This is a genomic window from Sphingomonas adhaesiva (genome assembly GCF_002374855.1).
GTDB lineage: Bacteria > Pseudomonadota > Alphaproteobacteria > Sphingomonadales > Sphingomonadaceae > Sphingomonas > Sphingomonas adhaesiva.
Genome location: NZ_NWVC01000010.1, coordinates 1 through 21,787, shown reverse-complemented (window position 1 = coordinate 21,787; position 21,787 = coordinate 1). Strand labels below are relative to the sequence as shown.

Below are 21,787 nucleotides of genomic sequence, written 5' to 3'. Positions count from 1 at the left end.
GATCCGCTATCGCGCGCGCTTCATCACCCAGCCGACATGCGCGCCGCCGGCCTGTGCCAGCCCCTCGATCACCACCTGGCGCGTGGGGACCATGCGCCCGGCGGGATCGGTCCAGATGCTGTCGTCCACCACCAGCCGTTCGCCGCGGGCGCGCAATTGCCAGAACGCGCCCGACGGGGTGCGCAGCATCGCCGCCTGCCCGTCGGCGGTCGCCACCGCCTCGACCCCGGGGCCGAGGTGGAAGCGCAGCGAGAACGGCGTCGGCCCGCGGTTCGCGCGGCGCGGCCACGCGGGGCCGGTGCGCGGCGCGGGCAGCAGCGAATCCTCGCCGCGCAGCTCGCGCCCGTCGCCGGTCAGCAGCAGCTGGCGGCGATGATACAGGCCGTGGCGGCGGACATAGCCGTCGTGGCGCGCCTCGATCCGGCTGCCCGCTTCCGATTCCTGGCGCGCCAGCTCCACCTCCGCCACGCCGCGGCCCAGCGTGCCGTCGGGGTGGAGCGCGGTGGAATGCGAATCGGCCAGCACCAGCGTGGAATGCGCGGCGGTGGAGCGCAGCCCCAGCGCGACCTCGGGCGAATAGCGCGCGGCGGCCAGCGCCGCCCCGCCGCAGCCGACGATCAGCCGCTCCGCCCCGTCCGACAGCTCGAACGCCAGCGTCGATGCCGATCCGCAGCCGGCGACCGGCGTGGCGGGCGGGGGCGCGGCGTCCATCACCAGCACGCATCCGCCCGCCGCCAGCCGCTGATAGCCCCAGTCGCGCGCCTGGCGCAGCGGGCGGCCGTGCGCGCCGCTGGCCATCAGCACGTCGTTCAGGCGCTGCGCATCGACCGGCAGACCGCCCTGCCAGCTCGACAATCCGCCGTCGCCCATCGCCACGCCGAGCAGCGCGGGGGTCATCCGCGCCAAGATCTGCTGCACGACCAGCGGCAGCGACTGGCGCCGTGCGTCATAGGCCGCGCGCAGCAGCCCGATGGTGGCCATCGCGTCGAGCAATGCGGTGGGCGATCGGCTGACGATGCCGCCGTCGTCGGTGATCGAGGCGTCCAGCGCGCGCGCCAGCCCGACCTCGCCGATCGCCAGCCGCGTTTCCCCGCCGGGGATCAGCAGCCCGGCGACGATCACCCCGGCCCAGGCGATGATCCGCTCGGCGCCCGCCGGTGCCTTGTCCGCGGTACGATCGAGGTGGCGGGCGGCGCGCGCGATGCCGTTCAGGATGCGCGAGCGGAAGACGAGGTCGGTCGACGACAGCAGCAACGGTGCGTGGAACGACCATTGGATCAGCCGCCGTGCGACCACGTCGGGGCGCCACGCCACGTCGGATACGTGATCGCCATGCGCCGCCAGCCAGCGTGCCGTCAGCGCCTCCGCCGCGGGGACGGTGCGCGCACGGTCGCCGACCGCGTCGAGGTCGCGCAGCCATTCGAAGCCATGGACATGCGAAACGAACGCCGCCCCGCCGGTCAGCCGCGCGATATCCAGGTCGGCGAGCGGACGGCGTTCCCCGCCCGCGACCATCCACCCGTCGAGCAAAGCGTTGCCCGCGTCCTCATCCCCCGGCAGCGGATCGACCGGCACCGCCACCAGCTTGACCGGGTGGCGCCCGTCCAGCCGCCGGTCGTGGAGCGGGGTGCGCCACGTCAGCCGTTCGAGGTAATGCGCCAGCCGGTGCGACAGCGACAGCGCGGCATTCGGCTCCACCTTGATGAGCCGTTTTCCCTGTTCGATCCCGTCCGGCGCGTCGTCGGTCATCCCCCGCGCAGCATCCGGATATTGTCGGCGTAGCGCTCCGGCCCGCCGCGGAAGGTGGCGGTGCCGGCGACCAGTGCGTCGGCACCCGCCTCGATCGCGCGGCGGCAGGTCGCCGCGTCGATCCCGCCGTCCACCTCCAGGTCGATATCGCGGCCCGACTGGTCAATCATCTTGCGGATCGCGGCGATCTTCCTGAGCTGGCTGTCGATGAAATGCTGTCCGCCGAACCCGGGATTGACGCTCATCACCAGCACCAGGTCGACCATGTCGATCAGGTAATCGAGCATCTTGGCCGGGGTGCCGGGGTTCAGCACCACGCCGGCGCGCTTGCCTAGCCCCTTGATATGCTGGATCGAGCGGTGGATGTGCGGGCCCGCTTCCGGGTGGACGGTGATCGTATCCGCCCCGGCCTCGGCAAAGGCGTCCAGATAGGCGTCGACCGGGGAGATCATCAGATGGACGTCGAAGGGCTTGGCGGTGTGCGGGCGCAGCGCCTTCACCACCGCCGGGCCGATCGTGATATTGGGCACGAAATGCCCGTCCATCACGTCGATATGGATCCAGTCCGCCCCCGCCGCGTCGATCGCGCGGACTTCCTCGCCCAGGCGGGCGAAATCGGCGGACAGGATCGACGGGGCGATGCGGACGGGCTTGATCATGGCGCCCCGATAGCGTGCCCGCGCCTCACGTCAAAGCGCGACGCCATCGCGCGATGAAGAAGCCGTCGCATCCGCCCGCGTCCTCCAGCATCCCCGGCAGCGTGCGGACCCAGCCTTCGGGGGTGGCAGGGATGCCGGCTGGCAGTTCGTCCGCCGTGGCGGGCAGCGGGGTGAAGCCGGGGTGCGCGGCGGCGAAGCGCGTCGCCTGATCCTCGCCCTCGGCGCGTTCCAGCGAACAGGTGGCGTAGACCAGCACGCCGCCCGGCGCGACCCATTGGGCGGCGCGATCCAGGATACGCGCCTGCACGTCGGCCATCTCCGCCACCATCGCGTCATGCGCGCGGTACAGGACGTCGGGGTGCCGGCGGAAGATGCCGGTCGCGCTGCACGGCGCATCGACCAGCACCGCCGCGGCGGGGGCGGGGGGCTGCCAGCCGAGCACGTCGGCGATCGCGATGTCGAAGGGCAGGCGGGTCCGCGCGCGATTCTCCTCAAGTCGCGCGGCGCGACTTTCCGATGCGTCGACCGCGGTCACGCGCCAGCCCGCCGCGGCAAGCTGCAGCGTCTTGCCGCCGGGCGCGGCGCACAGGTCCAGCGCGACGCCGTCGCCGCGCCCGATCAGCCGTGCGGGGATCGACGCGGCGATATCCTGTACCCACCACGCACCCTCGTCATAGCCGGGCAATTCGCCGACCGCGCTGCCCGCCGGCACGCGGCGATGTGCGGGGGCGAGTGACGGCGCGTCGATCCCGTCCCACGCAGGGTCGGCGAGCGACAGGTCGATCGGCGGCGGCGCGGCGATCGCGCGGGCGGCGGCGGCGACGTCCTCGCCCCAGGCCGCGCGCCAGCGTCCGGCGACCGCGGAGGGCAGCGTCGGCACCTCCGGCAACGTCACGCCGCCGCGCATCAGCGTGCCGAACACGCCATGCACCAGCTTGCGCGGGCCGCCGTCGACCAGCGGCAGGACGGTGGAGATCGCAGCGTGCGGCGGCGTGCCCAGCCCCAGCACCTGCGCCAGCGCGATGCGCAGCACGAACCGCGCCTTGGCATCGTCGGGCAGCCGGTTGCGCGTCGCCGAATCGATCAGCGCATCCAGATCGGGCAGCCGCCGCAGCGTCTCGGCGGCGATGGCATGCGCCAGCCCGCGGTCCGGGCCGCCGTGCAGCGCGCGCGTCGCCAGCCCCAGCGCCGATTCGAGCGGCTCGCCCCGCCGCAGCACCGCATCGAGCAGGCGCAGCGCGGCGCGGCGCGCGGCCGTGCCCAGCGGCTCGCCCGCGCGGGTCATGTCGCGCGCCATGTCAGGCGGACGGAGCGAGGGCGCCGGCGCGGCAACCGGTGACGGGGGCAAGGGCGGCGCGGTGCGCAGAAGGGGAAGCGATCATCCCCGCCTCCTGCGCCATTGCGGGCAGCGCGGCAACATGGTCGGCTTGAAGCCGCTCCTTCGCCGCCATATGTGCCATCCACCCCGGCTGAACGGAGAATCCCATGGGCAAGCGTCCCGATCACGTCCGCCCGCCCGCCTATCTGACGCCGAACACCCCGGTGCCCGAGCCGGAGCCGGTCGAGCGGCCGGAGCACGATCCGCTCGGCCGCGACCCGGTGCGATTCGGCGACTGGGAGCTGAAGGGCATCGCGGTCGATTTCTGACCGCTCCCCCATCGTCATCCAAGCCAAAGCTGCGATCTTTCGCTTGTCGGCCGTGTCGTCATTTTCGCGAGAGACCCAAGCTTCCGGCGGGGCGACGGTGATCGGGCCTATTCCCCCCGCAGCGGCCGGGCGAGCAGCGCGCCGATCACGTCGTGCACCGCATCGCCCGCCAGCAGCCGGCACACCGCCTCGGTAATCGGCATCTCCACCCCGATCGCGCGGGCGGCATCGCGCAGCACCGGCGCGGTATGCGCGCCCTCCGCCACGGTGCGGCGGTTCGCCAGCAGCGCCGCGGCCTGTTCGCCGCCGCCGATCCCCATGCCGAGCGAGAAATTGCGCGAGGCGGTCGACGAACAGGTCAGCACCAGGTCGCCCAGGCCGGACAGGCCGGCGAGCGTTTCGGCACGCGCGCCCTTCGCCAGGCCGAAGCGCGTCATTTCCGCAAAGCCGCGCGCGATCAGCGCGGCGCGCGCATTCTCGCCCAGTCCCGCGCCCGCGATGACGCCGCACGCGATCGCCAGCACGTTCTTCACCGCCCCGCCGATCTCCGCGCCGATCACGTCGTTGCTGGCATAGGGACGGAAATGCGGCGCCGCGATCCGCGCGGTCAGCGCGCGGCCGGTCGCCGCGTCCGCCGACGCCAGCGTCACCGCGGTGGGCAGCCCGCGCGCGACCTCCGCGGCGAAGGTCGGCCCGGACAGCACCAGCACCGGGGAGGCGGGGTGCACCGCCTGCGCCACCTCGCTCATCAACAAGTGGGTGCCCGCCTCGATCCCCTTGCAGCACAGGATCAGCGGGTGGCCATGCTGCGGCAGGTCGGCGAGCACCGCGCGCATCGCCTGCGCGGGCGTGACGATCAGATTGGCCTCCGCCGCCGCCACATGCGCCAGATCGCCGGTGGCGCGAATCAGCGGCGACATCGGGATGCCCGGCAGATAGGCGGCGTTTTCGTGGCGGTCGTTGATCGCCGCGACCAGGCCGGCGTCGCGCGCCCACAGCCGCACCTCATGCCCGTTGGCAGCGGCGACCTGAGCCAGCGCGGTGCCCCAGGCGCCCGCGCCGATGACGCCGATGACGCCGCCGCCGCTCACGCCTTGACCCCCGCGCCGCGCACCTTTTCCGCGTGCGGATCGAGCGGCCAGCGCGGGCGTGCCGCGACGTCGAGCGGATCGGTCAGCCCGGCGGCGAACCGCTCCGCGCCGGCCCAGGCGATCATCGCGGCATTGTCGGTACACAGCCACAGCGGCGGCGCGACGAAGCGCAGCCCGTGCTCGTCCGCCAGCCCCTTCAGCGCCCCGCGCACCGCGCCATTGGCGGCGACCCCGCCCGCGACGACCAATGCGGTCGCGCCAGCGGCGATGCGCAGCGCGCGGCGCGTCCGGTCGATCAGGCAATCAACCACCGCCTGCTGGAAACTCGCCGCAACGTCCGCCGCGGCATGATCGGGCGCGGCCCGCGCCACCGCCGCCTTCAGCCCCGCGAACGAGAAATGCGGCTCCGCCGACCCTTTCAGCGGGCGCGGTAGCGGGACCGCCGTGGCGTCACCATCGGCGGCGGCACGCTCCACCGCCGGGCCGCCGGGGAAGCCGAGGCCGAGGATCTTGGCGGTCTTGTCGAACGCCTCGCCCGCGGCATCGTCGATCGTCGTGCCCAGCCGGCGATAGGCGCCGACCCCCTCCACCAGCAGGAGCTGGCAATGCCCGCCCGACACCAGCAGCAGCAGATAGGGAAGGTCGAGGTCCGGGTCGGCGAGCCGCGGGCTGAGCGCGTGCCCCTCCAGATGGTTGACTGCGACCAGCGGCTTGCCCGCGGCGTGCGCCAGTGCCTTGCCGGTGACCAGCCCCACCATCACCCCGCCGATCAGCCCCGGCCCGGCGGTGGCGGCGACCGCATCGACATCCGCCAGCGTCACCCCGGCATCGGCGAAGGCGGCGTGGATCAGCGGCTCCAGTGCCTCGACATGCGCGCGCGCGGCGATTTCGGGTACGACGCCGCCGTACGGGCGGTGCGCCGCCTCCTGCCCGGCCAGCCGGTGCGCCAGCACGCGGCGGTCGCCGGTCACCAGCGCGGCGGCGGTTTCGTCGCAGGAGGATTCGAGGCCCAGGATCAGCATCGCCGCTATCTAGGGAGGTTGCAGCCGGTTGTCGAAGGCGGCAAGGCGGTGGGCATGTTCCGGCTCGGCACCCGTGGTTCACCGCTTGCGCTCACCCAGGCAGGTATGGTGCGAGACGCGTTGATGGCGGCGCATGGCTGGGACGACGTCGAGATCGTCGTGATCCGCACCACCGGCGACCGCGTGCAGGACCGCGCGCTGGCGGAGATCGGCGGCAAGGCTCTGTGGACCAAGGAACTGGACCGCGCGCTGCTGGCGGGTGAGGTCGACGCCTGCGTCCATTCGATGAAGGATGTCGAGACGCTGCGCCCGGATGCGATCGCGATCGCCGCGATGCTGCCGCGTGCCGACGTGCGCGACCGGTTGATCGGGGCGGAGACGATCGCGGCGCTGCCCGAGGGCGCGACGGTCGGCACCAGCAGCCCGCGCCGCGCCGCGCAGGTGCGGCGGTTGCGCCCGGACGTTGTCACCACGCTGTTCCGCGGCAATGTCGATACGCGGCTGGGCAAGCTGGCGGCGGGCGAGGTGGACGCGACGCTGCTCGCCGCGGCGGGGCTGGAGCGGCTGGGGCGGCACGATACCGGCGCGGTCATCGCGCTGGACGTGATGCTGCCCGCCCCGGCACAGGGCGCGGTCGGGATCGAGACGCTGGCGGACGGTCCGGCGCGCGCGCTGGTCGCGGCGATCGACGATGCCGCGACGCATCGCGCGGTCGCGACGGAGCGGGCGTTCCTGGCGGCGTTGCGGGCGGATTGCCATTCGCCGGTGGCGGCGCTGGCGCAGGGGGAGGACGGCGGCGGGTTGCTGCTGCGCGCGCAGCTGCTGTCGCCCGATGGCGCCTGTTCGGTGGAGGGCAGCGCGCGCGGGGACGATCCGGTCGAGCTGGGCGCGCGGCTGGCGGGGGAACTGCTGGCCGGGGCGCCGGCGGTCGTGCGCGACCTGTTCGGCTGATGCCGCCGCGCCGTGCGCTGGTGCTGCGGCCCGCGCCGGGGGCCGCGCGCACCTGTGCCGCGCTGGCCGCCGCAGGGGTGGAGGCGCACGCGCTGCCGCTGTTCGAAACGCGCGCGGTGGCATGGACTCCGCCCGATCCGGCGCGATTCGATGCACTGTTGCTGACCAGTGCGAATGCGCCGCGCCACGCCGGCGCGGCGCTGCGGGCGCTGTCGACGCTGCCCGTGGTGGCGGTGGGGGCGGCGACCGCGGCGGCCGCAACGAAGGCCGGGCTGCGTATCGCGCATGTCGGGACGGGCAATGCGCGCGATGCCGTCGCCGAGGCGCCGCAATTTGCGCGCCTGCTGCACCTGGCGGGACGCGACCGGATCGACCTGCCGGGCGTCACCGCGATCACCGTCTACGCCAGCGAGGCGCGGCCGGTCGCGGGAGATGCGTTGGAAACGGCATCGTCGGGCGCGGTCGTGCTGCTCCATTCGGTGCGGGCGGCGACGCATTTCGTCGCCGGAATCGGCCACATGCCGCGATCGGGCACGCGAATCGCGGCGCTGAGCGCGGCGGTCGCGGCCGCGGCGGGCGACGGCTGGGGGGCGGTGGGGATCGCCCCGGAGCCGAGCGACGCGGCGCTGGTCGCGGTCGCGGTGCGGCTCGCGATTGACCCGTAGCGCGCAGCCGGGGATAAGCGGCGCATGACCGACCGTTCCGGCTTCGAGCGCAGTGCCCCGCGGCCCCGGTTCGGCCCCGTCCTGACCATCGCGATCATCGGCCTGCTGATCGGGCTGGGGCTGATGGCCTATGCGGTGCGCAACACCCCGGGCTTCTTCCGCACCTCGGCGAGCACGCCCGCGACGGCGGCATCCGGCGTCACGCCGGCGCCCGCACCCACCGCCGCCGCGCCCGCCACGAGCGCGCTGTCGGCGGAGGCGGCGACGCTGGCGCTGCGCGAAAGCGCGCTGGCGGCGCAACTCGCCAATCTGGAGGCGCGCGCGGCGCGGATCGACAGCGACAGCGCCGCCGCCGCGGGGCGCGCGGGCCGCGCCGAGGCGATCCTGACCGCCTTTGCCGCGCGCCGCGCGATCGAGCGCGGGGTGGGGCTGGGCTATCTGGAGGGGGAGTTGCGCGAGCGGTTCGGCCCGACCCTGCCCAATGACGTCAACGCCGTGATCCGGTCGGCGCGCGCGCCGGTGACGCTGGAGGACCTGCACACCAGCCTGAACGCCGCGGCGCCGACGCTGCTGGCCGCCCGCAGCGACTGGTGGAGCGGGCTGGGCGCCGAATTGCGCAACCTGGTGGTGATCCACAAGGCGGGCACGCCATCGCCGCTGCCGTCCGACCGGCTGGCGCGCGCGCGGCGGATGATCGAGACCGGCAATGTCGAGGGCGCGCTGGCCGAGGTGAAGCGGCTGCCCGGCGCCGCGGACGCGGGCAGCTGGACCGCCGCGGCACAACGCTGGATCGACGCGCGCCGCGCGCTCGACACGCTGGAAGCCGCCGCGATCACCGGCGCGATTGCCCCGCCACGCGCGTCCCCGGTCGCGGCGACGCCGATGCCGGGGGCGATACCGACGCCGACGCCGTCGCCGAGCGAGGCGGCACCGGCGGAGAGCGGCGGGCTGTTCTAGGCGGGGCTTCCCTCGCCTTCGGCCACGGGGTTCGATCGTAGCGGCGTCCTACGGCGTGCAATTCCCCGGCACTCGTCACCCCGGACCTGTTCCGGGGTCCACCGTGCCGCACCATCAACCCTCTGCGGGGTATGCGGCGCAGTGGATGCCGGAACACGTCCGGCATGACGGGAAGGCGTTTAGACACGTCCGGTGTGACGGGCGGGGTGGTTGTCCGATCGGGATCGGTGCTGCGGTCGCCGGACGCCCGCCTTTGTGAGGCAGTGGCTGGGTTCACGCGGAGGCGCGGAGACGCGGAGAGTAACCGCGAGGCGCAGCGTCACCCTCTGACCGCAACGTCGTCTCTAAAGCCGCTGCGCGGCGGCACGCGCCGCCCCTCTGCGCCTCCGCGTCTCTGCGCGAATCCACCTTCTTCCGATGCGGCGCAGCCCGGATAGCGATCGCCCGCACCGCGCAGGCGGCGAGGCTATGCCGCCGCCAGCGCCTCGCCGATCAGCGCGCGGGTGTTGGCGATGCCGTACAGGCGGATGAAGCTGCCCATGCGCGGCCCCTGGCTGGACCCCAGCAGCGTTTCGTACAGCGCCTTGAACCAGTCGCGCAGTTCGGCGAAGCCACCCGTCTTGCCGATCTCGTAGACGATGTTCTGGATGTCCTCGGCGCTCGCATCCTCGGGCAGCGCGGCCAGTTCGGCGTCGAGCCGTTCCAGCGCCGCCACCTCCACCCCCGCGGGCGCGCGGCGCTTCAGCGTCGGGGCGATATGGTCGCGGTGATAGGCCAGCGCATGGCCGATCAGCCGGTCCAGCTCCGGATAGGCGGCGGGGGTCGCATCGGCGACGTAATTGGCCAGATACGCCCACACCTGCTCGCGCGTCGCGCCTTCGCCCATCACCCCGACGAGGTTGAGCAGCAGCCCGAACGTCACCGGCAGCGTGCCGTCGGGCAGCTGGCCGTCATGGACGTGGTGGACCGGGTTGCCGAGCTTCTCCTTGGCGGCCTGTCCGGCGTAATTGCCGCGGAACTGCCAGTAATCGTCCACCGCGCGCGGGATGACGCCCATGTGCAGCTGCTTGGCCTTCTTCGGCTCGCGATAGATGTAGAAGGCTAGGCTCTCTTCCGGGCCGTAGGTCAGCCATTGTTCGATCGACAGGCCGTTGCCCTTCGACTTGGAGATCTTCTCGCCCTTTTCGTCGAGGAACATCTCGTAGTTGAAGCCTTCGGGCGGGCGGCCGCCGAGCACGCGCGCGATCTTCGACGATTGCGTGACCGAATCGATCAGGTCCTTGCCCGCCATTTCGTAATCGACGCCCAGCGCGACCCAGCGCATCGCCCAGTCGACCTTCCATTGCAGCTTCGAGAGGCCACCGAGCGCGGACTGGACGATCCGCTCGCCCTCATCCTCGAACGCGATCGTGCCCGCCTCGGCGTCGACCACCTCGACCGGCACCTGCAGGACGATCCCGCTCTTCGGGCTGACCGGCAGCACCGGCGAGTAGGTGGCGCGGCGTTCGGCGCGCAGCGTCGGCAGCATCACGTCCATCACGCCCTGCCAGTGGCGCAGCACGCCGCGGATCGCGTCGTCGAAGCGGCCGGAGGTGTAATAGTCGGTCGAAGAGGCGAATTCGTAGTCGAAGCCGTAGCGGTCGAGGAAGTCGCGCAGCATCGCATTGTTGTGCGCAGCGAAACTGTCGAACTTGCCGAACGGATCGGGGATGCGCGTCAGCGGCTTGCCCAGGTGTTCGCGCAGCATGTCGCCGTTGGGGACGTTGTCCGGGACCTTGCGCAGGCCGTCCATATCGTCGCTGAACGCGATCAGCCGGGTCGGCAGGTCGCTGAGCGTGTGGAAGGCGTTGCGCACCATCGTGGTGCGCAGCACTTCGTTGAACGTGCCGATATGCGGCAGGCCCGACGGACCGTAGCCGGTTTCGAACAGGATCGGTTCGGGCTTTCCGTCCCTGGCCGGCTTTCCGTCCGGGTAACGCTTGAGGAGCTTGCGCGCCTCCTCATAGGGCCAGGCCTTGGATTCGAGGGCGGCGGAGCGGAGATCGTCGGTCATGATGCACCGCGACGTAGCGGGCGCGCGCCGCGATGGCTATATGCGCGCGATCATGTCCTTCTGGGCCGCGCTTTCCCTGTTCCTCCTCACCGTCGCGCTGATGGAGGGTTTCGCTTACGTCATGCACCGCTGGGTGATGCATGGCTGGGGCTGGTTCCTGCACGAAAGCCATCATCGCGCGCGCCATGGCAATTGGGAGCTGAACGATCTGTACGCGGTGATCTTCGCCGTGCCGTCGATCGTGCTGCTGCTGGGCGGGGTGCAGCTGGGCTGGTGGCCCGGGTTCACGTGGATTGGCGCGGGGATCGCGGCCTATGGCGCGATTTATTTCGGGTTCCACGACGTGATCGTGCATCAGCGTATCCCGACGCGCTACCTGCCGAAGTCGGCCTATATGAAGCGGATCGTCCAGGCGCACCGGCTGCATCACGTGGTGGAGACGCGCGAGGGCAATGTCAGCTTCGGCTTCCTGGTGGCACCGCGGCCGGAGGCGCTGAAGGCGGAGCTGAAGCGGCGCGGGCGCGCGGGCGTGCGCCGCGCCGTGGGGGATCGGTCGGCGGCCCCGGCGGCGTTTGTGGAAGATTAACCCGATCCTGCCAATGTGCGGGGCCATGGAACAGGCCGTCCCGCTGCCCATCCCGTCAGAAGACGACAATCACCGCCACGCACTGCGCCGCGCGGTGAAGATGCGCGCGCACCTGCGCGATCGCGGGACGACCCGGTTCGAGATCGAGGTCGTCGACCTGTCGGTCACCGGATTCCGCGCGCAGACCAGCTTCACGATGTGGCCGGGAACGACGGTGTGGCTGACGCTGCCCGGCCTCGCCGCGCTGGAGGCGGTGGTCGCGTGGCGCGACAAGACCAGCTACGGCTGCGCGTTCAGCAAGCCGCTGCATCCCGCGGTGTTCGGCCACATCGTTGCACTGGGCAATCGGTAGGGGCGGCGACGCCGCGCCGTTGGCGTAGCGAAACGATTGCCCGGCCGGCGGGCAGCGACAGCCGGCCCGTCCGACGACGCGGGCCCTTCGGCTACCTGCAAGGCAGGCGCTCAGGACATGCTGTTGCCCGCGGCGAAATGTTTTTTGTCAGATCAGCAGGTCAGGAATCGCCGGCAGCGCCGCGGGCGAAGCCTGCGTCGTCGGACGGGTTCGGCCCTTGGGCCGACCCGCCGGCCGTGCCGGTCGCTGCGCGCGGGCGCAGCGGCGCGGACGTCGCCGCGCCTGCGACCGTCAATCGAACAAACTGCTCACGCTCGATTCGTCGGCGATGCGGCGCACCGCCTCGGCCAGCAGCGGGGCGATCGTCAGGTGGCGGATCTTCTGCGCGCCGGCGATCGCTTCCTGGTTGCCGATCGAATCGGTGATGACCAGTTCGTGGAGCGCCGACCCCTCGACCCGCGCGACCGCCCCGCCCGACAGCACGCCGTGCGTGACATAGGCGACGACGTCCTCGGCGCCGGCTTCCTTCAGCGCGGCGGCGGCGTTGCACAGCGTTCCGGCCGAATCGACGATATCGTCGATCAGGATGCAGAAGCGCCCCTCGACGTCGCCGATGATATTCATCACCTCCGATTCGCCCGCGCGCTCGCGGCGCTTGTCGACGATCGCGAGCGGGGCATTGTCCAGCCGCTTCGACAGGGCGCGCGCGCGCACCACGCCGCCGACGTCGGGGGAAACGACCATCAGGTTCTTCTCGCCGAAGCGCGAGCGGATGTCCGCGCTCATCACCGGCGCGGCGAACAGGTTGTCGGTGGGAATGTCGAAGAAGCCCTGGATCTGCCCGGCGTGCAGATCGACCGACAGCACGCGGTCCGCGCCGGCGGTGGTGATGAGGTTGGCGACCAGCTTGGCCGAGATGGGCGTGCGCGGGCCGGGCTTCCGGTCCTGCCGGGCATAGCCGAAATAGGGGAGGACCGCGGTGATCCGCTTGGCCGACGCGCGCTTCAGCGCGTCGATGATGATCAGCAATTCCATCAGATTGTCGTTGGCGGGATAGCTGGTCGACTGGATGACGAACACGTCCTCGCCGCGGACGTTCTCCATGATCTCGACGAAGATTTCCTCGTCCGCGAACCGGCGCACCAGCGCCTCGGTCAGCGGGATTTCGAGGTAGTTCGCGATCGCGCGAGACAGGGGAAGGTTGGAATTGCCCGCCAGAAGCTTCATGGGTCGCCCGTCCATGATGGAAGAAGATGCGCGCGCCATAGAGGGCGCCGGGCGTTTGTGAAAGCCATGTGACGCACGGGAGGGTCGATGATGGTCGAGGTCGCGTTCACGCCCACACCGGAGGATTATATCGCCGTGCAGCGCACGATGTTCGCGCGGCAGATGCGGTCGCGCCGGGTGATGATCCGCATGGCGTTGCTGGTGGTGGCCGCGATCGTCGTGGTGGTGATCGTCGTGCTGCCGGCGGGGATGGACGCGGCGCTGGGCGCGGCGGCGGGTGGCCTTGGCGGCGGGCTGATCGGGATAGCGCTGCTGGCGGCGATCACGTGGTGGTTGCTGCCGCGTCGGTCGCGCCGGCTGTTCGCGCAGCAGCGCACGCTGCACCACGAACATCGCACGACCTTCGATGCGGAGGGGATGCGGCAGGTCAGCGAGCGCGCGGATGTGCGGATTCCGTGGAGCGACTTTCCCTACTGGCACCTGGGGCGCGACGTCATGCTGCTCTACAGCAACGATTACCTCGCCTATTTCGTCCCGCGACGTGCCTTTGCCGACAATCAGCTGGAGGCGGCGATCGCGCTGATCGCGGCGGCGGGGGTGGAGCGGCGCTGACGCGGTTGCCGCGCCGCCGGGGGCTACCTACACGGCCGGGATGATCGTCACCCGTTTCGCGCCGTCGCCGACCGGCACCCTGCACGTCGGCAACATCCGCACCGCGCTGCACAACTGGATGTTCGCGCGCGCCCACGGCGGGCGGTTCGTGCTGCGCATCGACGATACCGACGCGCAGCGCAGCGAGGAGCGGTTCGTCGACGCGATCCGCGCCGACCTGGCGTGGCTGGGGCTGGTGCCCGATGCGGAAGAGCGGCAGTCGGCGCGCTTCGAGCGGTATGAGGCGGTGTTCGACGAACTGCGCGTCGCGGGCCACATCTATCCCGCGTACGAAACCGCGCAGGAACTGGACCTGAAGCGCAAGATCGCGCGCGGGCGCGGGCTGCCGCCGGTGTACGACCGCGCGGCGCTGGCGCTGAGCGATGCGGATCGCGCCGCGCTGGAGGCGGACGGCACGCGCCCGCACTGGCGGTTCCGGCTGGATCACGACGCGCCGATCGCCTGGGACGACCTGATCCGCGGGGCGCAGGCGTTCGATCCGCGCACGATGAGCGATCCCGTCATCCGCCGCGCCGACGGATCGTGGCTGTACATGCTGCCCAGCGCGATCGACGACCGCGACATGGGTGTGACGCATGTCGTGCGCGGCGAGGATCACGTGACGAACACCGCGCTGCAGTTGCAGATGTTCGCCGCAATGGGCGTGGCGCCCCCCGCCTTCGCGCACGAGGCGCTGCTGACCGGGGCGGAGGGCAAATTGTCGAAGCGGCTGGGCAGCCTGGGCGTCGAGGCGCTGCGCGACGAGGGGATCGAACCGGCGGCGATCGTGTCGCTGCTGGCGCGGCTGGGCACCAGCCAGCCGGTCGAGCCGCTGGCCGATCCCGCGCCGCTGGTCGCCGCATTCGACTTCGCGCATTTCGGCCGCGCGCCGGCGCGCTTCGACGAGCGCGAGCTGGCGCAGGTCAATGCGCGCATCGTCCACCAGCTGGCGTATGACGCGGTCGCCGATCGCCTGCCGCCGGGGATGGACGCCGCGGCGTGGGAAGCGGTGCGCCCCAATCTGGCGACCGTCGCGGAGGCGGCGGACTGGTGGGCGGTGGTCGAGGGACCGGTGGATGCCCCCGCGCCCGATCCGGACGATGCCGCCTATCTGCGCGAGGCCGCCGCGATCGCGCGGACGATCGACTGGGGCGCGGACCCGTGGCACGCGCTGACCGCCGCGTTGAAGGACGCGACCGGGCGCAAGGGCAAGCCGCTGTTCCTGCCGCTGCGCCGCGCGCTGACCGGGCGCGATCATGGTCCGGACATGGCCGCGCTGCTGCCGCTGATCGGGCGCGAGCGTGCGGTCGCGCGGCTGGACTCGAACAGCGGCGCGTAAACGCCTATATTATCGCGATGCCCACGTTCCTCGCCCGTCTGTCGCCGACCAATGCGTACCGCGACCTGCGCTTCTTCCTGCGCACGCGCGAGCGATACGAATGGAGCTTCTTCGCGCTGTCGCTCACGATCACCGCGCTGATCATCTGGGCGTTCTTCGTCGATTCGCACTTCGAGAAGCCGTACAAGCCCAACATCATCTACTTCCAGCAATGGACGCTGGACCGCACCGACGAGCAGATCGTCGCGCAGCAGAAGATCGACCAGGCCAAGCGCGTCATCGCCGAGCGCGAGCAGAAGGCGCGCGAGGAAAAGCTGCGCCAGGGGTTCAAGCGGCTGGACGAGAAGCTCGACGCGCTGGGCATCTGATACGTTGATGGACGACACTCGCTGGATGGCGGCGGCGGTGGCGCTGGCGGAGCGGACGCGCGGGCGGACCGCGCCCAACCCCAATGTCGGCTGCGTCATCGTCGACGCGCACGGCCGCGTCGCCGGCCGCGGCTGGACCCAGGCGGGCGGGCGCCCCCATGCCGAGGCCGCGGCGCTGGCGCAGGCCGGTGCGCGGGCGCGCGGTGCGACCGCATTCGTCACGCTGGAGCCATGCGCGCATGTCTCCCCGCGCGGGCCGGCGTGCAGCGACCTGCTGATCGCCGCCGGGGTGGCGCGCGTCGTCGTGGCGCTGCGCGATCCCGATCCGCGTACCGACGGACAGGGGATCGCGCGGCTGCGCGCCGCCGGGATCGAGGTGGCGACCGGCGTCGGCGAGGATGCCGCGCGGCGCACCATGGCCGGTTTCCTGACGCGGCGGCGCGCGGCGCGCCCGCTGGTGGCGCTGAAACTGGCGGTGTCGCTGGACGGCGCAGCGGCGATGGCGGACGGGCGCAGCCAGTGGATCACCGGCGCGGGGGCGCGTGCGCACGCGCATCTGGAACGCAGCCGGCACGAAGCGATCCTGGTCGGGCGCGGCACGTGGGAGGCGGACCGCCCGCGGCTGGACGTGCGGCTGGCGGGGCTGGAGCATCGCGGCCCGGTGCGCGTCGTGCTGTCGTCGCGGGATGAGGGGCTGCCCGACAATGTGGTGCGGATCGCCTCGCCGCACGGGATCGCGGCGCTGCCGGGCGACCATGTGCTGATCGAGGGCGGGATGGCGACCGCCGCCGCCTTCCTGCGCGCCGGGCTGGTCGATCGGCTGCTGCTGTATCGCGCGCCGATCGTGATCGGCGGCGGGCGGACGCTGCCCGACATCGGGCTGGCCGATCTGGGACAGGCGCACGGGCGCTGGCGGTTGCACGACGCGCGCCAGCTTGGCAGCGACCGGATCGAGGTCTACGAGGCGGGCTGAGAGGGTTTATGTTCACGGGCATCGTCACCGATATCGGCACCATCCGCGACGTGGAGCGGCGCGGCGACACGCGCGTCGTGATCGACACCGCTTACGACACCGCCACCGTCGACATGGGCGCGTCGATCGCCTGTTCAGGTGTGTGCCTGACCGTGGTGGACAAGGGGCCGGGCTGGTTCGCGGTCGACGTGTCGGGCGAAACGATCGCACGCACCGCGCAGGGGCAGTGGACGCAGGGGCGGCGGCTGAACCTGGAACGCGCGATGAAGCTGGGCGACGAACTGGGCGGGCACATCGTCACCGGCCATGTCGACGGCGTGGCCGAGGTGACCGGCGTCGTCGCCGACGGCGATTCGAAGCGCATCGGCTTTCGCGTCACCGCCGATCTGGCGCCGTTCCTGGCGCCCAAGGGATCGGTGACGGTCGACGGCGTGTCTCTGACCGTCAACGAGGTGCGCGACGAGGATGCCGGGGACGGCGGATCGACGCATTTCGCGATCAACCTGATCCCGCATACCCAGGCGGTGACGACGCTGGGCGCGCTGGACGCCGGCGTCGCCGTCAATATCGAGATCGACGTGCTGGCGCGTTACCTGCAACGGATGGAGCATTATCGTGGTCGCTAAGCCCGCGGAGTTGGCGCGCCTGCGCCACGGATACCTTTCCTCGCCCGAGGAGATCATCGAGGAGGCGCGCAACGGGCGCATGTTCATCCTGGTCGATGACGAGGACCGGGAGAACGAAGGTGATCTGGTCATCCCCGCGCAGATGGCGACGCCGGAGAAGATCAACTTCATGGCGCGCCACGGCCGCGGGCTGATCTGTCTGGCGATGACCAAGTCGCGCGTCGACGTGCTCGGCCTGCCGTTGATGAGCCGCAACAACGGCACCCGGCACGAAACCGCCTTCACCGTCTCGATCGAGGCGCGCGAGGGCGTCACCACCGGCATTTCCGCCGCCGACCGCGCGCGCACCGTCGCGGTGGCGATCGATTCGACCAAGGACAAGGCCGACATCGTGACGCCGGGCCACGTCTTTCCGCTGGTCGCGCGCGACGGCGGCGTGCTGGTGCGCGCCGGCCATACCGAGGCGGCGGTCGACGTGTCGCGGCTGGCCGGGCTCAACCCCTCGGGCGTGATCTGCGAGATCATGAACGAGGACGGGACGATGGCCCGGCTGGACGATCTGGTGTCGTTCGCACAGCTCCATTCGCTCAAGATCGGCACGATCCGCGACCTGATCGCCTATCGCCGGCGCCACGACCATCTGGTCGAGCTGGTGTCCGAGGCGCCGTTCAAGAGCCGCTGGGGCGGCGACTGGAGCGTGCGCGCCTATCGCAACAAGGCGACCGGCACCGAACAGATCGCGCTGGTGAAGGGGCGCATCGACCCCGCGCGCCCCACGCTGGTGCGGATGCACGCGCTGTCGCCGTTCGCCGACATGTTCGGCGAGGACAGCGAGCGCAGCCAGATCCTGTCGCGGTCGATGGAGATCATCGCGAGCGAGGGCGCGGGCGTGATCGTCGTCGTCAACCGCCAGCGCGAGGATGCCTTCACCACCGCGGTGCGGCGCAAGGCGGGCGAGCCGATCGACCTGCCGATGGAGGAATTGCGCGATTATGGCGTTGGCGCGATGATCCTGGCCGAACTGGGCGTGCACGACATGGTGCTGTTGACCAATACGCATCACACGCTGGTCGGGCTCGACGGCTATGGCCTGTCGATCGTCGGCGAAAGGGAAATCGACTGATGGCCAATGTGCTGATCGTGGAAGCGCGCTTCTACGACCATCTGAACGACATGCTGGTGGCGGGCGCGAAGGCCGCGATCGAGGGCGCTGGCCATCATGCCGAGGTGCTGACCGTGCCCGGCGCGCTGGAAGTGCCCGGCGCGATCGCGCTGGCGTCCGAGAGCGGGCGCTGGGACGCGTTCGTCGCGCTGGGCGTGGTGATCCGCGGCGAAACCTATCATTTCGAGATCGTCGCCAACGAAAGCGCGCGCGGGATCATGGCGCTGACCATGGACGGCGTCGCGATCGGCAACGGCATCCTGACGACCGAGGACGAAGCGCAGGCGATCGCGCGCGCCGATCCGGCGCAGCTGGACAAGGGCGGCGGCGCGGCGAAGGCGGCGCTGGCGATGCTGGACCTGAAGGACCGGCTGGGCTGACGCGCGGCGCGGTGGCCGGGGGGCGGCGCTGATGTACCCGTTCGCCGGATTGCGCCTGCTGCTGCCCGCGGTGGTGCCGTCGTGGCGATTCTTCGACACGGTCGCCGCCAGCCCGCGGATCGACCATGCGCTGCTCGCCGGTCCCGATGACGAGGCGGCGGACTGGCACGAATTCCGCCCGCGCCCGGCGGTGCTGACCGTCGGCGCGATGCTGCGGCGGCTGGTGTGGAATGCGCAGTGGAACGAAAATCTGTTCCTGGTCAGCCTCGCCGAGCGCCTGATCCACGATCCCGACGCGGCGACGCGCGCGCATAGCGAGCGGGAGCTGGTGATGCGCGTCTCGCGCCATCTGTCGCGGCACGGGGCAGGGGCGGCGTTCGCGCAGGTGCGCATCCGGCTGGTCGCGCGCGGCGAGGATGGCGAGCGGCTGGGCGAGCAGGTCGTCCATTGCACCGATCCGTTCGCGATTCCGGACCACGCATGACGCTGGACGGCGCGATCGCGGCGAGCACCGCCATGATGGCGGCGGCGTTCGTCCAGCAGAGCGCCGAGCATCTGCGCCCCGCCGCGCGGCCAGCGGAGCGGCGGCTGTTCGCGGCGCGGATCATGCTGTCCGCCGCGCTGCTGGCGGCGGTGCCGCTGGCCCCCGCGGCGGTGCTGGCGCTGCTGGCGGCGCTGGTCCTCCTCCATCTCGCGATCCTGCCGTTCTTCAACGGGCCGTATAACGGCGGCGCGGACCGGATGAGCCTGTTGCTGCTGGTGTGCCTGACGCTGGCATGGTGGCTGCCCGCGGCGCGCGAGGCGGCGTTCGGCTATCTGGCGATGCAATTGCTGCTCAGCTACGCGATCGCCGGCTGGGTGAAGCTGGTGAACCCGGCGTGGCGGCGGGGCCGCGCGCTGCGCGACGTCTTTGCGCTGTCCGCCTATCCGGCGGGCGAGAATTGGCGCGCGCTGGCGGGACGCCCGCGGCTGTTGCTGGTCGCCGGCTGGGGGGTGATCCTGTTCGAACTGGCGCTGCCGCTCGCCTTCCTGTCGCGACCGGCGCTGATCGCGGCGCTGGCGGTGGCGGCGCTGTTCCACCTCGCCAACGCCTGCCTGTTCGGGCTGAACCGCTTCTTCTGGATCTGGATCGCGGCGTATCCGTCGATCCTGTGGCTCCACGACCGCATCCTGCGCTGAGCGGCGGTCACCCCACCCGTTCGATCAGCGCCATTGCACCGTGCGGCGCGCGGACCTTCGCGCCGTTGATGAAGAAGACGAAGGCGTCGCGCGGGCGCACCGGCGGCGGTTCGGCGACATAGGGCAAGTCCGCGGGGCTTTCCCCGGCCGCCCAGCCGCGCGCGACCTGCGCCCAGCGATCGAGCGCGGCGGGGGCGTAGCCGGCCGGTTCCTCCTCGCGCGCATTCTCCAGCCGCGCATAGGTGAAGTCGCCCGACACGTCGGCGAGTGCGGGATGGTCCGCCGAATCGGCGAAGACGATCGCCACCCCGGCGGCGCGGCACAGCGCGACGAAGTCCGGCACCAGGAAGCTGGCGTGCCGCACCTGGATCGCGTGGCGCAGCGTCACCCCGCCCTCGGCGGCGGGCAGCAGCGCCAGGAAGGCGGCGATGTCGTCGGGGTCGAACGCCTTGGTCGCGGGCAATTGCCACAGGATCGGCCCCAGCTTCTCCCCCAGCTCGACGATCCCCTGTCCGACGAACCGCGCGACCGATTCGCCCGCCTCGCCCAGCCGCTTGCGCGACACGCAATAGCGCGACGCCTTCAGCGCGAAGACGAAGCCGTCGGGCGCGGTATCGCGCCACCCCGCGAAGGTCGCTGGCTTGAACGAGGAATAGAAGGTGCCGTTGACCTCGATCGCGGTGACGTGGCGGCTGGCATATTCCAGCTCGCGCTTCTGCGGCCATTTGGGCGGATAGAAACTGTCGCGCCACGGCTCGTAGGTCCAGCCGCCGATGCCGATTCGGATGGGGGAGGTCATCGTGCGACGCTAGGGCAGCCGGCGTGCCGCCGCAAAGCCCGCGCGCGCTATTCCGGACCGACGCGGCTGAGATCGGTCAGGTAATCCTGCGCGAAATCGACCTTGAACGCCGACCACAGCACCAGATGGTCGGACATCTGGTAGGTCTTCCATTCCTTGTACTTCGGCGGCTTGCCCGATTTGGTCGGCCTCATCTCCGGCGTGTAGAGCGCCTCGTCCTCGGCACGGAACACCGCTTCGTAGAAATCGAACACGCCGCCGCGCGGCGTCTCGTCGAAGCGCTTGCCGCGCCATACCGCGATCTGGTCGTAGAATTTGTCCTTGCCCATGTTGCTGCCCTTGCGATCGGTCAGCACCTTGGGAACGACGAAGCCGGCATCGGTGATCGCCTTCAAGGTCGCGTCCTTGGGGTCGAAGATGTTGAAGTCGCCCAGCAGGATCATCGTGTCCGGTTCGGGCGCGCGTGCCACGACGGCGGCGCCCTTGCCCGCGGGCGGCTGCGCGGCCTTCTTCGCGCGTTTCGACAGGAAGCCGGCGAGGTGGCGGATCTCCGCCAGGCGGCGGGCGTCGAGCGGCTGGCTTTCGCCGTAATAGATATGGACGGTGCACAGGTCGATCTTCGCCCAGCCCGCGCGGAAGCCGCAGACGAACGGCGTGCGCGCGAATTGCAGCACTTCGGTATCGACCTTCGACGGCGGCAGCACGATCTCGCCGGCCAGCCCGCCGAACGTGACCTTGCGGCTGTCGTAGAGGAACGCCATCCGCTCGCCATTGCCGCCCAGCGCGCGGTCGGTGACGTCGGTGACGACATATTTCCACCAGCTGCCCAGCAGCCCCTGCACCCTTTCCAGTGCCGACAGGTCCTCACGCACTTCCTGGATCGCGATCAGGTCGAAATGGCTGAGGATTTCGGCGATGTAATAGAAGGCGTCGGTCAGCCGGCCGCCATATTTGCGGCTGTCGAACTCGCGGATGTTCCAGCTGGCGATCAGCACGTCGCCCGCCAGCGTGCGCGGCGGCACCCCCTGGTCGACGATCGCCTGCCGCAACCGCAACAGCCCGGCGGCGATCCGCGCGCGGACGGCCGGCGCCTCCCGCCGCAAGCTGGCATAATAGGGCATCGCGCACCTCCCCCGGATCGGACCTGAGCGCGGATGCTAATGGGCGATCGCGGCGGTGAGAAGCCCGCGTGGCCCGAAGGCGAGAATCCCGTCGATGTCGGAAAAGTCGCTGGAGCGGGCGAAGGGAAATCAGCCGTGGCACCATTCTCAGCCGCTTCGCTGACCGCCTGAGCACGGTCTCGCAAGCGTTCGGTGATGGTCTGGATGGTGGCGGGTGCCTCGTCATTGAG

At 71.2% G+C, this 21,787-nt stretch carries 24 protein-coding genes; 15 read left to right on the top strand and 9 right to left on the bottom strand.

The window, feature by feature from the left end; all coding sequences use genetic code 11:
- Nucleotides 1–6: 6 nt before the first annotated feature.
- Genes COA07_RS15535 through COA07_RS15525 form a run of 3 tightly spaced genes read right to left on the bottom strand, consistent with a single transcriptional unit; the run spans nt 7 to nt 3,705 of the window.
- Nucleotides 7–1,749, bottom strand: coding sequence for a heparinase II/III family protein (locus COA07_RS15535; RefSeq protein ID WP_096641324.1), 1,743 nt, complete (start codon nt 1,747–1,749; stop codon nt 7–9).
- Entirely contained in the window at nt 1,746–2,408 is a 663-nt protein-coding gene (gene rpe, locus COA07_RS15530; protein WP_066713506.1) for a ribulose-phosphate 3-epimerase, read from the bottom strand. The genes COA07_RS15535 and rpe overlap by 4 nt, the downstream gene beginning before the upstream one ends.
- Nucleotides 2,409–2,433: 25 nt before the next feature.
- Nucleotides 2,434–3,705 carry an RsmB/NOP family class I SAM-dependent RNA methyltransferase gene (locus COA07_RS15525; RefSeq protein WP_096641323.1) on the bottom strand — a complete coding sequence of 424 codons (1,272 nt, stop codon included), beginning with the start codon at nt 3,703–3,705 and terminating at the stop codon, nt 2,434–2,436.
- A gap of 188 nt (nt 3,706–3,893) precedes the next feature.
- On the opposite strand from COA07_RS15525, the gene COA07_RS15515 reads away from it, so the two are divergent.
- A complete protein-coding gene (locus tag COA07_RS15515; RefSeq protein WP_083957088.1) occupies nt 3,894–4,055 on the top strand; it encodes a DUF1674 domain-containing protein in 162 nt (53 codons plus the stop codon).
- A 107-nt stretch (nt 4,056–4,162) separates the two neighbouring features.
- Here the strand turns inward: COA07_RS15515 and COA07_RS15510 are convergent, their stop codons facing one another.
- Nucleotides 4,163–5,146 (bottom strand): NAD(P)H-dependent glycerol-3-phosphate dehydrogenase, encoded by a 984-nt coding sequence (locus COA07_RS15510; protein WP_245842198.1) that lies wholly within the window; start codon nt 5,144–5,146, stop codon nt 4,163–4,165.
- Complete coding sequence (gene tsaD / locus COA07_RS15505; protein WP_096641322.1) at nt 5,143–6,168, bottom strand: tRNA (adenosine(37)-N6)-threonylcarbamoyltransferase complex transferase subunit TsaD; 1,026 nt, start codon at nt 6,166–6,168, stop codon at nt 5,143–5,145. Before tsaD ends, COA07_RS15510 begins: the two co-directional genes overlap by 4 nt.
- Before the next feature lie 54 nt (nt 6,169–6,222).
- Between tsaD and hemC the strand changes: the two genes are divergently transcribed.
- The 3 genes from hemC to COA07_RS18360 are packed head-to-tail and all read left to right on the top strand — an operon-like array spanning nt 6,223 to nt 8,741.
- Nucleotides 6,223–7,119: a hydroxymethylbilane synthase gene (gene hemC, locus COA07_RS15500; protein WP_066713721.1), complete on the top strand. Its 897-nt coding sequence runs from the start codon at nt 6,223–6,225 to the stop codon at nt 7,117–7,119.
- Nucleotides 7,119–7,784: a uroporphyrinogen-III synthase gene (locus tag COA07_RS15495; protein WP_096641321.1), complete on the top strand. Its 666-nt coding sequence runs from the start codon at nt 7,119–7,121 to the stop codon at nt 7,782–7,784. Before hemC ends, COA07_RS15495 begins: the two co-directional genes overlap by 1 nt.
- A gap of 24 nt (nt 7,785–7,808) precedes the next feature.
- The gene (locus COA07_RS18360; protein ID WP_096641320.1) at nt 7,809–8,741 is read left to right on the top strand and encodes a hypothetical protein; all 933 of its coding nucleotides are present in this window, start codon (nt 7,809–7,811) and stop codon (nt 8,739–8,741) included.
- Nucleotides 8,742–9,207: 466 nt separating this feature from the next.
- Here the strand turns inward: COA07_RS18360 and COA07_RS15485 are convergent, their stop codons facing one another.
- Nucleotides 9,208–10,794 carry a lysine--tRNA ligase gene (locus tag COA07_RS15485; protein ID WP_066711718.1) on the bottom strand — a complete coding sequence of 529 codons (1,587 nt, stop codon included), beginning with the start codon at nt 10,792–10,794 and terminating at the stop codon, nt 9,208–9,210.
- A 52-nt stretch (nt 10,795–10,846) separates the two neighbouring features.
- Between COA07_RS15485 and COA07_RS15480 the strand changes: the two genes are divergently transcribed.
- Nucleotides 10,847–11,380 (top strand): sterol desaturase family protein, encoded by a 534-nt coding sequence (locus tag COA07_RS15480; RefSeq protein WP_083956922.1) that lies wholly within the window; start codon nt 10,847–10,849, stop codon nt 11,378–11,380.
- A gap of 25 nt (nt 11,381–11,405) precedes the next feature.
- Entirely contained in the window at nt 11,406–11,732 is a 327-nt protein-coding gene (locus COA07_RS15475) for a pilus assembly protein PilZ (RefSeq protein WP_096641319.1), read from the top strand.
- 291 nt (nt 11,733–12,023) lie between these two features.
- On the opposite strand, the gene COA07_RS15470 is transcribed toward COA07_RS15475, so the two are convergent.
- Complete coding sequence (locus COA07_RS15470) at nt 12,024–12,959, bottom strand: ribose-phosphate pyrophosphokinase (protein ID WP_066487524.1); 936 nt, start codon at nt 12,957–12,959, stop codon at nt 12,024–12,026.
- An 87-nt stretch (nt 12,960–13,046) separates the two neighbouring features.
- Here COA07_RS15470 and COA07_RS15465 point away from each other — a divergent pair, with 87 nt between their 5' ends.
- Genes COA07_RS15465 through COA07_RS15425 form a run of 9 tightly spaced genes read left to right on the top strand, consistent with a single transcriptional unit; the run spans nt 13,047 to nt 19,637 of the window.
- Nucleotides 13,047–13,571 (top strand): YcxB family protein, encoded by a 525-nt coding sequence (locus COA07_RS15465; RefSeq protein WP_066711715.1) that lies wholly within the window; start codon nt 13,047–13,049, stop codon nt 13,569–13,571.
- 40 nt (nt 13,572–13,611) lie between these two features.
- The gene (locus COA07_RS15460; protein WP_066711714.1) at nt 13,612–14,949 is read left to right on the top strand and encodes a glutamate--tRNA ligase; all 1,338 of its coding nucleotides are present in this window, start codon (nt 13,612–13,614) and stop codon (nt 14,947–14,949) included.
- Between the two features lie 17 nt (nt 14,950–14,966).
- Nucleotides 14,967–15,317 carry a hypothetical protein gene (locus COA07_RS15455; RefSeq protein ID WP_066711713.1) on the top strand — a complete coding sequence of 117 codons (351 nt, stop codon included), beginning with the start codon at nt 14,967–14,969 and terminating at the stop codon, nt 15,315–15,317.
- 7 nt (nt 15,318–15,324) lie between these two features.
- Nucleotides 15,325–16,290, top strand: coding sequence for a bifunctional diaminohydroxyphosphoribosylaminopyrimidine deaminase/5-amino-6-(5-phosphoribosylamino)uracil reductase RibD (gene ribD, locus COA07_RS15450; protein ID WP_096641318.1), 966 nt, complete (start codon nt 15,325–15,327; stop codon nt 16,288–16,290).
- A gap of 8 nt (nt 16,291–16,298) precedes the next feature.
- A complete protein-coding gene (locus COA07_RS15445; protein ID WP_066711956.1) occupies nt 16,299–16,916 on the top strand; it encodes a riboflavin synthase in 618 nt (205 codons plus the stop codon).
- Nucleotides 16,906–18,039, top strand: coding sequence for a 3,4-dihydroxy-2-butanone-4-phosphate synthase (ribB, locus tag COA07_RS15440; protein ID WP_066711954.1), 1,134 nt, complete (start codon nt 16,906–16,908; stop codon nt 18,037–18,039). The genes COA07_RS15445 and ribB overlap by 11 nt, the downstream gene beginning before the upstream one ends.
- Entirely contained in the window at nt 18,039–18,458 is a 420-nt protein-coding gene (gene ribH / locus COA07_RS15435; RefSeq protein WP_066711952.1) for a 6,7-dimethyl-8-ribityllumazine synthase, read from the top strand. Before ribB ends, ribH begins: the two co-directional genes overlap by 1 nt.
- A gap of 31 nt (nt 18,459–18,489) precedes the next feature.
- Complete coding sequence (locus tag COA07_RS15430) at nt 18,490–18,942, top strand: hypothetical protein (protein ID WP_096641317.1); 453 nt, start codon at nt 18,490–18,492, stop codon at nt 18,940–18,942.
- On the top strand, nt 18,939–19,637 hold the full coding sequence (locus COA07_RS15425; protein ID WP_066711947.1) for an HTTM domain-containing protein: 699 nt from the start codon (nt 18,939–18,941) through the stop codon (nt 19,635–19,637). The genes COA07_RS15430 and COA07_RS15425 overlap by 4 nt, the downstream gene beginning before the upstream one ends.
- 7 nt (nt 19,638–19,644) lie before the next feature.
- On the opposite strand, the gene COA07_RS15420 is transcribed toward COA07_RS15425, so the two are convergent.
- Together COA07_RS15420 and COA07_RS15415 are read right to left on the bottom strand one after the other, a co-directional pair.
- The gene (locus COA07_RS15420; protein ID WP_066711946.1) at nt 19,645–20,436 is read right to left on the bottom strand and encodes a DUF72 domain-containing protein; all 792 of its coding nucleotides are present in this window, start codon (nt 20,434–20,436) and stop codon (nt 19,645–19,647) included.
- Between the two features lie 47 nt (nt 20,437–20,483).
- Complete coding sequence (locus COA07_RS15415; RefSeq protein ID WP_066711945.1) at nt 20,484–21,557, bottom strand: endonuclease/exonuclease/phosphatase family protein; 1,074 nt, start codon at nt 21,555–21,557, stop codon at nt 20,484–20,486.
- Nucleotides 21,558–21,787 lie beyond the last annotated feature (230 nt).

Coding starts and splice junctions, on each gene's coding strand:
- COA07_RS18360 (WP_096641320.1), top strand. CDS start 7,809: ATGACCGACCGTTCCGGCTTCGAGCGCAGTGCCCCGCGGCCCCGGTTC.
- tsaD (WP_096641322.1), bottom strand. CDS start 6,168: ATGCTGATCCTGGGCCTCGAATCCTCCTGCGACGAAACCGCCGCCGCG.
- COA07_RS15425 (WP_066711947.1), top strand. CDS start 18,939: ATGACGCTGGACGGCGCGATCGCGGCGAGCACCGCCATGATGGCGGCG.
- COA07_RS15465 (WP_066711715.1), top strand. CDS start 13,047: ATGATGGTCGAGGTCGCGTTCACGCCCACACCGGAGGATTATATCGCC.
- hemC (WP_066713721.1), top strand. CDS start 6,223: ATGTTCCGGCTCGGCACCCGTGGTTCACCGCTTGCGCTCACCCAGGCA.
- COA07_RS15445 (WP_066711956.1), top strand. CDS start 16,299: ATGTTCACGGGCATCGTCACCGATATCGGCACCATCCGCGACGTGGAG.
- COA07_RS15515 (WP_083957088.1), top strand. CDS start 3,894: ATGGGCAAGCGTCCCGATCACGTCCGCCCGCCCGCCTATCTGACGCCG.
- COA07_RS15535 (WP_096641324.1), bottom strand. CDS start 1,749: ATGACCGACGACGCGCCGGACGGGATCGAACAGGGAAAACGGCTCATC.
- COA07_RS15495 (WP_096641321.1), top strand. CDS start 7,119: ATGCCGCCGCGCCGTGCGCTGGTGCTGCGGCCCGCGCCGGGGGCCGCG.
- COA07_RS15475 (WP_096641319.1), top strand. CDS start 11,406: ATGGAACAGGCCGTCCCGCTGCCCATCCCGTCAGAAGACGACAATCAC.
- COA07_RS15415 (WP_066711945.1), bottom strand. CDS start 21,557: ATGCCCTATTATGCCAGCTTGCGGCGGGAGGCGCCGGCCGTCCGCGCG.
- ribD (WP_096641318.1), top strand. CDS start 15,325: ATGGACGACACTCGCTGGATGGCGGCGGCGGTGGCGCTGGCGGAGCGG.
- COA07_RS15480 (WP_083956922.1), top strand. CDS start 10,847: ATGTCCTTCTGGGCCGCGCTTTCCCTGTTCCTCCTCACCGTCGCGCTG.
- COA07_RS15485 (WP_066711718.1), bottom strand. CDS start 10,794: ATGACCGACGATCTCCGCTCCGCCGCCCTCGAATCCAAGGCCTGGCCC.
- COA07_RS15470 (WP_066487524.1), bottom strand. CDS start 12,959: ATGAAGCTTCTGGCGGGCAATTCCAACCTTCCCCTGTCTCGCGCGATC.
- COA07_RS15525 (WP_096641323.1), bottom strand. CDS start 3,705: ATGGCGCGCGACATGACCCGCGCGGGCGAGCCGCTGGGCACGGCCGCG.
- COA07_RS15430 (WP_096641317.1), top strand. CDS start 18,490: ATGTACCCGTTCGCCGGATTGCGCCTGCTGCTGCCCGCGGTGGTGCCG.
- COA07_RS15420 (WP_066711946.1), bottom strand. CDS start 20,436: ATGACCTCCCCCATCCGAATCGGCATCGGCGGCTGGACCTACGAGCCG.
- ribH (WP_066711952.1), top strand. CDS start 18,039: ATGGCCAATGTGCTGATCGTGGAAGCGCGCTTCTACGACCATCTGAAC.
- rpe (WP_066713506.1), bottom strand. CDS start 2,408: ATGATCAAGCCCGTCCGCATCGCCCCGTCGATCCTGTCCGCCGATTTC.
- COA07_RS15460 (WP_066711714.1), top strand. CDS start 13,612: ATGATCGTCACCCGTTTCGCGCCGTCGCCGACCGGCACCCTGCACGTC.
- COA07_RS15455 (WP_066711713.1), top strand. CDS start 14,967: ATGCCCACGTTCCTCGCCCGTCTGTCGCCGACCAATGCGTACCGCGAC.